Source organism: Bacteroides mucinivorans (assembly GCF_034654355.2).
Lineage (GTDB): Bacteria > Bacteroidota > Bacteroidia > Bacteroidales > Bacteroidaceae > Bacteroides > Bacteroides nordii.
The window spans coordinates 2629893-2641749 of the sequence record NZ_CP178179.1; the positions used below are offsets into that span (position 1 = coordinate 2629893).

The 11857-nt window shown below is 37.9% G+C and carries 7 protein-coding genes; 5 read left to right on the forward strand and 2 right to left on the reverse strand.

The features are described 5' to 3' along the window. Positions 1-15 precede the first annotated feature (15 nt). The 3 genes from VCM39_RS09635 to VCM39_RS09645 all read left to right on the forward strand — a co-directional run bounded on the left by VCM39_RS09635 (position 16) and on the right by VCM39_RS09645 (position 2560). Positions 16-849 (forward strand): tetratricopeptide repeat protein, encoded by an 834-nt coding sequence (locus tag VCM39_RS09635; protein WP_322934004.1) that lies wholly within the window; start codon positions 16-18, stop codon positions 847-849. 199 nt (positions 850-1048) lie between these two features. Next, positions 1049-1339 carry a DNA-binding protein gene (locus VCM39_RS09640; protein WP_221651007.1) on the forward strand — a complete coding sequence of 97 codons (291 nt, stop codon included), beginning with the start codon at positions 1049-1051 and terminating at the stop codon, positions 1337-1339. A gap of 84 nt (positions 1340-1423) precedes the next feature. Further along, positions 1424-2560: a universal stress protein gene (locus VCM39_RS09645; protein WP_221651006.1), complete on the forward strand. Its 1137-nt coding sequence runs from the start codon at positions 1424-1426 to the stop codon at positions 2558-2560. 213 nt (positions 2561-2773) lie between these two features. On the opposite strand, the gene VCM39_RS09650 is transcribed toward VCM39_RS09645, so the two are convergent. Together VCM39_RS09650 and gyrA are read right to left on the reverse strand one after the other, a co-directional pair. Then, positions 2774-3991 carry a tetratricopeptide repeat protein gene (locus tag VCM39_RS09650; RefSeq protein WP_221651005.1) on the reverse strand — a complete coding sequence of 406 codons (1218 nt, stop codon included), beginning with the start codon at positions 3989-3991 and terminating at the stop codon, positions 2774-2776. 32 nt (positions 3992-4023) lie between these two features. Beyond that, positions 4024-6597, reverse strand: coding sequence for a DNA gyrase subunit A (gyrA, locus tag VCM39_RS09655; RefSeq protein WP_221651004.1), 2574 nt, complete (start codon positions 6595-6597; stop codon positions 4024-4026). 571 nt (positions 6598-7168) lie between these two features. Between gyrA and VCM39_RS09660 the strand changes: the two genes are divergently transcribed. Both VCM39_RS09660 and htpG read left to right on the forward strand, forming a co-directional pair. Continuing rightward, positions 7169-9706: an ATP-dependent Clp protease ATP-binding subunit gene (locus tag VCM39_RS09660; protein WP_322934005.1), complete on the forward strand. Its 2538-nt coding sequence runs from the start codon at positions 7169-7171 to the stop codon at positions 9704-9706. Between the two features lie 105 nt (positions 9707-9811). Then, entirely contained in the window at positions 9812-11857 is a 2046-nt protein-coding gene (htpG, locus tag VCM39_RS09665; RefSeq protein ID WP_322934006.1) for a molecular chaperone HtpG, read from the forward strand.

The window sequence follows — 11857 nt, forward strand, 5'->3', positions numbered from 1 at the left end:
GAAGAGATTAAAGTCATGAAAAAGATATTGTTTTTTGCATTTAGTTTATTGGTTTCAATAGCTTCTATTGGGCAGAATTCGTTGAAGACAGACTCTTTGCAGGCTGTAGAAACAGACTCGATAGGTGCTGGTATGCAACAGTTCTCTTCTAAACTGGAAGATGTCACAAAAGCTGAAGGAGACAGTGCATATATGAGAAACGATTATATTTCTGCTATTCAGATTTATGAGGCATTGCTGAGTAAGGGTGAAGCTGGAGATGTTTACTATAACCTTGGGAATAGTTATTATAAAGCCGGTGATATTGCCAGAGCGATTTTGAATTACGAGCGTGCTTTACTGCTTCAACCGGGTAATAGTGATATTCGTGCTAATTTAGAAATAGCACGTTCCAAAACGATTGATAAAGTAGAAGCAGTTCCAGAAATCTTTTTTGTTTCCTGGATAAATTCTTTAGTTAATAGTATGAGCGTAGATGCGTGGGCTGTGTGGGGTGTTGCTTGTTTTATACTATTGATTATATCCCTTTATTTCTTTATTTTCTCAAAGCAGATTGTATTGAAGAAAGCGGGCTTTATATGTGGGATCATTTTTCTGATTGTAGTTGTTTTAGCGAATATATTTGCCGGACAACAGAAAGACGAATTATTGAACCGTAATAACGCTATCGTGGTAAATCCGAGTGTTACAGTTCGTAGTACTCCCAGTGATAGTGGAACAAGTTTGTTTATTCTTCATGAAGGACATAAAGTAGATGTAAAAGATAATTCCATGAAAGACTGGAAAGAAATACGTTTAGAAGATGGTAAAGTGGGATGGATACCCGCTTCTGCAATCGAAATAATATAGAAATAATAATTAAAATAAGAGTAAAATCCCCGTGTAGATATGTCTACACGGGGATTTTACTATATAATATCTATCTAAAATTGTATTTTATCTAATATAGTAAAAAAAAAGGGTAAATAGTTTGTTTTATCTTTTTTTTTCATTAAGTTTATAGCGTGATAATGATTCACATTAGTATTAACCATTAAATTTATGTGACATGAGGACAATAACATTCAATGAACTTCGTAAAATTAAAGATTCATTGCCTAGCGGTAGCATGCATAGAATAGCTGATGAACTTGGTCTACACGTAGATACAGTGCGCAATTTCTTCGGCGGACATAATTTTAAAGAGGGTAAAAGTGTCGGAATACATTTAGAGCCCGGTCCGGACGGTGGGTTAGTGATGATTGACGATACTACCGTACTTGACCGGGCTCTTCGCATTCTTGATGAACTAAATATGAGTATGCAAAGAGAAGAAGCTACCGAACCTATGCAGGCTTAATGAAAAGATATACTTGCAGAATCCCAATTGAATCAAAAACAATTGGGATTTCTTATTTGTTAAATTCATATATATTAATGGATTATGGAAGACAAATTAGTTACTTTAGCTATTCTGACTTATACAAAAGCTCAGATATTGAAAAATGTCCTTGAAAATGAGGGTGTTGAGACGTATATTCATAATGTGAATCAGATTCAACCAGTTGTTTCATCAGGTGTCCGATTACGCATAAAAGAAAGTGATTTACCAAGGGCACTCAAGATTACAGAGAGTTCTGTTTGGTTGGCCGAAAGTATAGTGGGAGAGAAGGCTCCTAATGTTGAGGATGATAATGAGAGTAGGAAGATACTTATTCCAGTAGACTTCTCTAATTATTCGATTAAAGCATGCGAATTCGGTTTTAACTTAGCCAAAGCCTATGGAGCTGAAGTATTACTATTGCACGTATATTTTACACCTATATATGCATCTTCGTTGCCTTATGGTGATGTGTTTAATTACCAGATAAGTGATGAGGAGACGGTTAAAACGATTTTACAAAAAGTTCATTCGGATTTAAATGCATTAGCTGATAAAATAAAAGAGAAAATAGCTTCTGGAGAGTTCCCAGATGTAAAATATACTTGTGTATTGCGTGAAGGAATACCAGAAGAGGAGATTTTACGCTATTCCAAGGAGCAACATCCGCGTATTATAATAATGGGTACTCGTGGTAAGAGTCAGAAAGATCTTGATTTGATTGGTAGTGTTACTGCTGAAGTGATTGAACGCAGTCGGACTGCAGTATTGGCTATTCCTGAAAACACGCCATTCAGAGAATTCGGTGCTGTGAAGCGGGTTGCTTTTATGACCAATTTTGATCAAAGGGATTTAATAGCTTTTGATTCCTTTATAAATGCTTGGAAACCTTTTAATTTCGTCGTATCTTTGATTTATCTTGCTGATGTTAAAGAAGCAAAAGATACTTGGAATGAAATAAAGTTGGCTGGTATTAAAGAATATTTCCAAAAACAATATCCGGAACTTGAAATTCATTATGATGTGGTGATGAATGATGATTTCCTTAAAAGTTTTGACGGATATATTAAAGCCAATAAAATCGATATTATCACGTTGACTTCTTATAAAAGAAATATATTTGCTCGTTTGTTTAATCCAAGTATTGCCCGGAAAATGATTTTCCATTCAGATACACCATTACTTGTTATTAACGGATGATCAGAAGCAAAAAAATAAGATATTTAAAATAATGGAATAATCAGTATTATGTTTAATATAAAAAGGCAATTTATTCGTAAAGAGTAAGTTGCCTTTTTATATGATCGGAAGTTGCTACTTATAAATTACGCTCCTATTATATAATAACGTGCAAAAAGAAACGGCTGGAATATTTTAATTATTCCAGCCGTTCTGCTATTTTTAGGAAATAGATTAGTTATTCATCAACTTTTCAATTTCGTCAAATTCAGTGCCCATGTTTAAGTTATAGTAAACTCTATAAAGACCTGGTGCCCACAAATCTTTCTGATCGGGTTTCAGTTCTCTTGCCTTTTCATAATAAGGTTTTGCTTCTTCATAGAATTTCTTGATAGTAGCTTGAGCTTGTGCATACTTAGGGTCATTAACATCCGTAGTAGACTGATCTGCAAAATCCTGAGCTTTCATCAACAACACTAAACCTAAGTTTGAATAAGCTTCTGCATATTGAGGATCAACTTCAATTGTTTTTTTGTAGAAATCAAGTGCTTTATCATAGTCTTTCATATTGTGATAAAGATATGCCTTCACATACAGATACAATTTGTTATTAGGATCTTTAGCTAACATACCATCAGCAAATTCCATTGCTTTTTCCGGTTGGTTAGAACTGCTATAATAGTCAACAAGATTTGCAAAGAAGTATTGATTTTCTGGGAATTTGAGGATACCTTCTTTTAAAGATTCTACCCATTTGGCAGTATCACCTTTTGCTTTTAAGGCATCTGCCCATAATTGCATGGCAATTGAGCCATTATCTTTATCTTTAATTGCTATAGGAGCATATTTCAGGATAGCATCTTTATCCTCTACTCCATTGGCAGCTAATGTGGCGTAATATGCAATCTGAGGTAACAACGTGTCAGATACAGCCAGATTTTCTTTCTCCAACATCGGATAAGAGGCTGATTCTACGTATGTTCCGAAGAACTTCAAAGCTTCTGCACTTTTGTTGAGATTGAAATACTGAATTCCTCCATTGATCAGGTTAGGACGTTCTGCCATCATTGAAGCAGCATTGGCTTTTCTATATTTATTTTTAACCTTACCTTTTTCGTTAGGTATTTCTGCCAATTCGTCACATTTCAAGAAGTACTCATACATTTTCAGGATGCTGTTGTACGCTTTCAATGTATCATAGGGTTTTCTCAGATAAGCATTTTCCATCTCCTTTTCGTTGATTTTCTTTTGGATCAAGCCTGCTACATCCCATGTAGCTGCATCATCCTTTGTTTCAGGATTAGTCAATGCTCCGTTAATCAGCTGTTCAGCTTTCTTGAAGTCAGGTTTTACATCGCTGGCAATGCCTTTAGCTTCTTTTACGCTCTTCTGTTGAGCAAACGCGAAACTGACAGCCATCAGTAGAACCATTGAAAATAATACTCTTTTCATGATTGTTGTTTGATTAATTATTAATATTACGTCTATTCTTTGTTTTCATCTCCATTATTCTCTGAAACATCCGGTGCGTCTGTATCTTCAAATGTTTCTGCAGTAGGATCAACTGGAATTTGTCCTTCTATCTCTTCTGCAGGGATTTCATCTTCAAGACTTTCTGTTGTAACCTTACATACAGACCCGATCTGGTCATTGCGTTTTTCCAGATTGATCAAGCGAACACCTTGTGTAGCGCGTCCCATAATGCGTACATCTGCAATTTTCAAACGAATAGTAATACCGGATTTATTGATAATCATCAAATCATTTTCATCTGTTACTGATTTGATTGTTACCACTTTACCTGTTTTATCGGTAACGTTCATCGTTTTTACACCTTTACCACCGCGATTTGTTTTACGATAGTCTTCTATTTCAGAACGTTTGCCGTATCCCTGCTCAGAAACCACCATAACAGATTCTGTTTCAAGGTCTTTAATACAAATCATTCCTACTACCTCGTCCTGTCCATCGTTGTCAAGTGTGATACCACGTACACCTGTTGCCGTACGTCCCATAACGCGAACTGCTGCTTCGTGGAAGCGAATTGCACGTCCGTTGCGGTTTGCAATAATAATTTCATTATTACCATTTGTCATACGAACTTCAATAACGCGGTCGTCTTCACGGATCGTAATTGCATTTACACCATTCTGACGTGGACGAGAATATTGTTCAAGCAACGTTTTCTTAATTACACCGTTTTTTGTACAGAACAACACATAGTGACTGTTGATATATTCTTGGTCATCAAGGCTCTTCACACGTAAATATGCATTTACAGCGTCGTCAGAGTCTATGTTCAGCAGGTTTTGGATAGCACGTCCCTTAGAGTTTTTCGTTCCTTCAGGGATTTCGTATACTTTCAACCAATAACATTTACCTTTTTGGGTAAAGAACATCATCGTGTTATGCATTGTTGCCGGATAGATATGTTCAATGAAGTCTTCGTCCCGTGTTTCTGTACCCTTCGAACCTACCCCACCGCGATTTTGTGCACGGAATTCAGTAAGTGGTGTACGTTTAATGTATCCCATATGTGAGATGGTGATAATCATTTCATCATCGGCATAGAAGTCTTCTGGGTTGAACTCTTCAGATGAATAAACAATTTCCGACCGGCGTTCGTCAGCATATTTAGCTTTTACTTCGATTAATTCATCTTTTACAACTTTACGGCATACCTCATCGTCTGCAAGAATACTTTCCAAATAAGCAATAAGATTCATTACTTCTTCATATTCGGCATGTAACTGATCCTGCATTAGTCCGGTCAATTGACGCAGACGCATTTCTACGATTGCACGTGCCTGTATTTCTGTCAGTTCAAAGCGGTTGATTAATCCGGTAATAGCATCGTTCGGAGTTTTTGCCGCACGGATAATACGGATAACTTCATCAATATTATCTGAAGCTATAATCAAACCTTCAAGAATGTGAGCACGTTCTTTAGCTTTGCGCAGATCATATTGTGTACGACGAATAACTACATCACGTCTGTGTTCTACGAAGTACTTAATCAAATCTCTTAGATTCAGCGTTTTGGGACGTCCATGTACCAATGCTACATTGTTGACACCAAATGACGTCTGCAAAGCTGTCATTTTATAGAGTTTGTTAAGAACAACGCTGGCATTTGCATCTCGTTTGATATCGATAACGATACGCATACCATCACGGTCGGATTCGTCATTTGCATTGGAAATGCCTTCTATCTTCTTATCATTTACAAGATCAGCTATGTATTTAATTAACTCAGCTTTGTTTACGTTGTATGGTATTTCAGTAACTACGATCTTGTCATGTGTCTGTCCTGTTTCAATTTCGGCTTTTGCACGCATTACTACACGACCACGCCCCGTTAAATAGGCTTCACGTACACCTGTTACACCATATATATACCCTCCTGTCGGAAAGTCAGGTGCTTTGACATAGTTCATCAACTCTTCTACAGTAATCTCGGGATTATCGAGATATGCATCACACGCATCAATAACCTCGGAAAGGTTATGAGGCGGCATATTTGTAGCCATACCTACAGCAATACCGGAAGCACCATTCACCAGAAGATTAGGGATACGCGTTGGCATTACAGTTGGTTCTGTCAACGTGTTGTCGAAGTTCGGTTCAAAGTCGACGGTCTCTTTATAAAGATCCTCCATCATTGCCTCGCCGAGTTTGTTCAATCGGGCTTCGGTATAACGCATAGCTGCGGGACTGTCACCGTCCACAGAACCAAAGTTACCCTGACCATCTACCAACGGATAGCGCATAGCCCACTCTTGTGCCATACGTACCATTGCTAAATATACGGAAGAATCTCCGTGCGGATGGTACTTACCGAGTACCTCACCCACAATTCTGGCTGATTTTTTATAAGGTTTATCTGACGTATTACCCAATTCCATCATACCGTAGAGTATTCTGCGGTGAACGGGTTTAAATCCATCTCTAACATCCGGAAGGGCACGCGAAACAATGACCGACATGGAGTAGTCAATGTAAGATGACTTCATTTCCTCCTCGATGTTAATCTTTATAATTCTGTCTTGTTCAAGCATTTAAAAAGATTATTAATTATACATTCATGGCTTACGAAAAACCACGCTAAAGTACTACTTTTTCACGATATACAAAAGTTTTCTTGCATAAACTTTTTGAGTGTTGGTATATCCTTAATTATAAGAGTTAGAAATATACATTTCTGTTTTAGGGATTGATATATGGAATAAAAGTGCAGTGTTTTAAATTTAAAATACAGGTATCTAAGGAATGCTCTGTTAGTATTTGAAAATCAATATTGTATAGGTACAATGATACCATGACATCCGGATGTTTTAATATAAAACATGGGGATGTTATGATATAAAACATCCGGGTGTTTTGATAAAGAACTGAAGTTCAAACAAGGGGATGTTTTATTATTAGTTCTCACTTCTCATGAGAATGAGAAATAGCCTTAACTGACTAATATGAGAAGTCTTTTATTATTATATATAATAAGGTATATATGTATGCATCTTTTTTGGCACGGCATTTGTTATTATAATAAATAAAGCAAATATTACGCGTAAATCAATGTTATGCGTATCTTTGCCAGTGAATAACACCTTAAGAAGGAAGGAATAAAGTATGAATAATCAATTCTCACAAAGAGTTTCCGACATTATCGTTTTCAGTAAGGAAGAAGCGAACCGTTTGAGAAGTAGGTATATAGGCCCTGAACATTTGTTACTGGGAATGCTTAGGAACGGTGAAGGGAAAGCTATCGAGATATTGTCTAAACTCAAAACAAATCTGACCGACATTAAAAAGCAGATTGAAGCAATATTGAAGGCAGATGCAGATGATTTACTGCTGCCTGATGCAGAAGTTCCATTGTCTAATGGGGCGGCTAAGATACTCAAGATGTGTATTCTTGAAGCTCGTTTAATGAAGAGTAATGTAGCTGACACAGAGCATGTTCTGTTGGCTATCTTGAAAGATCGTAATAATGTGGCTGCTTCTGTACTTGAAGCAAACCAGGTAGATTACAAAAAAGTGTTTGAGCAGTTGTCATTGCAACCGGATATTAATGCCGGAATGGGTTTTAGCGAAGATGACGATGACGAAGAGGAAATGGGGACTTCCCGTTCTGGTGATCGTGGTTCGGAAGAGCGTCAGCAACAGGCACAAACGGCTTCTAAAAAGCCGGCGAATGATACTCCTGTACTCGATAATTTTGGTACGGATATGACAAGAGCGGCAGAAGAAGGACGCTTGGATCCTGTTGTAGGTCGTGAACGTGAAATAGAACGTCTGGCGCAGATTTTGAGTCGCCGTAAAAAGAACAATCCGATATTGATTGGTGAACCGGGTGTTGGAAAGTCAGCTATTGTTGAAGGTCTGGCACTTCGTATTATTCAGAAAAAAGTATCGCGTATTTTATTTGATAAACGTGTAGTGGCATTGGATATGACATCAGTTGTTGCTGGAACTAAGTATCGCGGACAATTTGAAGAACGTATTCGCTCCATTCTCAATGAGTTACAGAAGAATCCGAATGTCATCTTGTTTATTGACGAGATACATACCATTGTTGGTGCAGGTTCTGCTGCTGGTTCTATGGATGCTGCCAATATGTTGAAGCCGGCTCTTGCACGTGGTGAAATACAGTGTATTGGTGCCACTACTCTTGACGAGTATCGTAAGAATATAGAAAAAGATGGTGCATTGGAACGTCGGTTCCAAAAAGTTATGGTAGAACCTACTACGGCTGAAGAAACTCTTCAGATTCTTCGGAATATCAAGAGTAAGTATGAAGACCATCACAACGTGATCTATACTGATGAAGCTTTGGAGGCTTGTGTCAAGTTGACAGATCGCTATATAACGGACCGTAATTTTCCGGATAAAGCAATTGATGCTCTTGATGAAGCTGGTTCACGCGTGCATCTTACCAATATTAATGTTCCGAAAGAAATAGAAGAACAGGAAAGATTGATTGAAGAAGCTAAAAGTAAGAAGAATGATGCGGTGAAATCGCAAAATTTTGAACTTGCTGCCAGCTTTCGGGATAAAGAAAAAGAACTCACTACTGAGCTTGACCGGATGAAACAAGAATGGGAAGAACGATTGAAAGACAATCGTCAGACTGTTGATGCAGAGGAAATTGCAAATGTTGTTTCTATGATGTCCGGTATTCCGGTGCAGCGTATGGCACAGGCCGAAGGCATTAAACTGGCTGGAATGAAAGAGTCTCTTCAGGCTAAGGTTATTGCTCAGGATCCGGCTATTGAAAAGTTGGTGAAAGCCATTTTGCGTAGTCGTGTCGGATTGAAAGATCCGAATAAGCCGATTGGAACTTTTATGTTCCTGGGCCCTACTGGTGTTGGTAAAACGCATTTAGCTAAAGAGTTGGCCAAGTACATGTTTGGTTCTTCGGATGCTTTAATTCGTATTGACATGAGTGAATATATGGAGAAATTCACCGTCTCCCGTCTTGTAGGAGCACCTCCGGGATATGTGGGATACGAAGAAGGTGGACAGTTGACGGAAAAGGTGCGTCGTAAACCTTATTCTATTATTTTGCTTGATGAAATAGAGAAAGCGCACCCCGATGTATTTAATCTGTTGCTGCAGGTAATGGACGAAGGTCGGTTGACTGACAGTTATGGCAGAATGGTAGATTTTAAAAATACCGTCATTATCATGACGTCTAACATAGGTACGCGTCAGTTGAAGGACTTTGGCCGCGGAGTGGGCTTTGCTACCCAGAGCCGTATTGATAATAAAGAATTTTCTCGTGGTGTGATACAGAAGGCGTTGAATAAATCCTTTGCTCCGGAGTTTATAAATCGCGTTGACGAGATTATTACTTTTGATCAGTTGTCTTTGGAAGCGATAACTCAAATTATTGATATAGAACTTAAAGGTCTGTATGACAGGATTAAGTCTATTGGTTATAATTTGGTTATCGAAGATAAGGCTAAACAATTTATAGCTGGAAAAGGGTATGATGTACAGTTTGGGGCTCGTCCGTTGAAACGTGCCATACAGACATACTTGGAAGACGGATTGTCAGAACTAATCATTTCTTCTACTCTGGTTGAAGGGGATAGTATAAGGGTGTCTCTGAATGAAGAGAAAGGAGAATTGGAGATGAAGAAAGAGGCCAGTGTTGTGGAATAAATTTCCTTGTAATACGTCAAAATGTCAGACCGGAAGGTCTGGCATTTTTTTTGTTTTTATATTCCACGAAAACATTAATCTGATAAATTAAAAATATACATTATTATGCAGAAAGGTAATATTGGGGTTACAACAGAGAACATTTTCCCTATCATCAAAAAGTTCTTGTACAGTGATCATGAGATTTTTCTCCGTGAGCTGGTTTCTAATGCTGTTGATGCTACTCAAAAACTGAATACACTGGCATCTATTAGTGAGTTTAAAGGAGAATTAGGTGATTTGACCATTCATGTATCACTCGATAAGGATACAATTACCATTTCCGATCGCGGTATTGGTCTTACTGCCGAAGAAATTGATAAATACATCAATCAGATAGCTTTCTCCGGCGCCAATGACTTCCTGGAAAAATACAAGAATGATGCGAATGCCATTATTGGTCATTTCGGACTTGGCTTTTACTCTGCCTTTATGGTAGCAAAGAAAGTTGAAATCATCACAAAATCTTATAAGGAAGGTGCTCAGGCTGTGAAATGGACTTGTGATGGTAGTCCTGAGTTTACTTTGGAAGATGTTGACAAGGCTGATCGTGGTACAGATATCATACTTTATATTGATGATGACTGTAAAGAGTTCCTTGAAGAAACACGTATATCCGGTCTGTTGACAAAATATTGTAAATTCCTACCTGTTCCAATTGCATTCGGTAAGAAGAAAGAGTGGAAAGATGGCAAACAGGTAGAAACTGCGGAAGATAATATCATCAATGACACTACTCCATTGTGGACACGTAAACCGAGTGAACTTTCAGACGAGGACTATACAAAGTTCTATAGAGAATTGTATCCGATGTCTGATGAGCCTTTGTTTTGGATTCATTTGAATGTGGATTATCCCTTCCATCTGACTGGTATCCTTTATTTCCCGAAAGTAAAGAGCAATATTGAACTGAATAGAAATAAGATTCAGTTGTATAGTAATCAGGTGTATGTGACAGATTCTGTAGAAGGCATTGTGCCCGACTTCCTGACACTATTGCACGGTGTAATTGATTCACCGGATATTCCGTTGAACGTATCGCGTTCTTATTTGCAGAGTGATTCAAACGTGAAGAAGATCTCAACATATATCACTAAGAAGGTTTCCGACCGTCTGCAATCTATTTTCAAGAATGATCGTCCCCAGTTTGAAGAAAAGTGGAATGACCTGAAAATATTTATCAACTATGGAATGTTGACGCAGGAAGATTTTTATGAGAAAGCTTCAAAATTTGCCCTTTTCACCGATACAGATGGTAAGCATTATACCTATGAAGAGTATCAGACGCTGATTAAAGATAATCAGACAGATAAGGAAGGGAATCTGATTTATCTGTATACAAATAATAAAGACGAACAGTTTAGCTATATTGAAGCTGCTAAAAATAAGGGATACAATGTATTGCTTATGGATGGACAGTTGGATGTTGCTATGGTTAGTATGCTTGAACAGAAGTTTGAGAAGTCGCGTTTTACCCGTGTCGATAGTGATGTGATAGACAATATTATTGTGAAAGACGACAAGAAGGGTGATATGTTGGATGCTAACAAACAAGAAGCCTTGTCTGTCGTATTCAAGAGTCAGTTACCTAAAGTTGAGAAGGTTGAATTTAATGTGATGACACAGGCATTGGGTGAAAATTCGGCTCCTGTACTGATTACGCAGAGTGAATACATGCGTCGTATGAAGGAAATGGCCAATATACAGGCAGGTATGAGTTTTTACGGAGAAATGCCGGATATGTTCAATTTGGTCTTGAATTCTGATCACAAACTTATTAAGCAAGTGTTGAGTGATGAAGAAGTAGTTTGTGCAGCTGATATTGTTCCTCTGCAGCTTTCTATTGATGACACTACCAAACAACGTGATGCATTGAAAAAGAAGCAGGAAGGCAAGAAGGACGAAGATATTCCTACCTCAGAAAAGGATGAATTGAAAGATTTGGATAAGAAACTGGATGAACTGAAAGGTAAGAAGGACGCTATCTTTACCGGATATGCTGAAAAGAACAAAGTGGTGCGCCAGTTAGTGGATCTTGCTTTGTTGCAGAATAACATGCTGAAGGGTGAAGCGTTGAACAATTTTGTAAAAAGAAGTATTGAGCTTATTTAA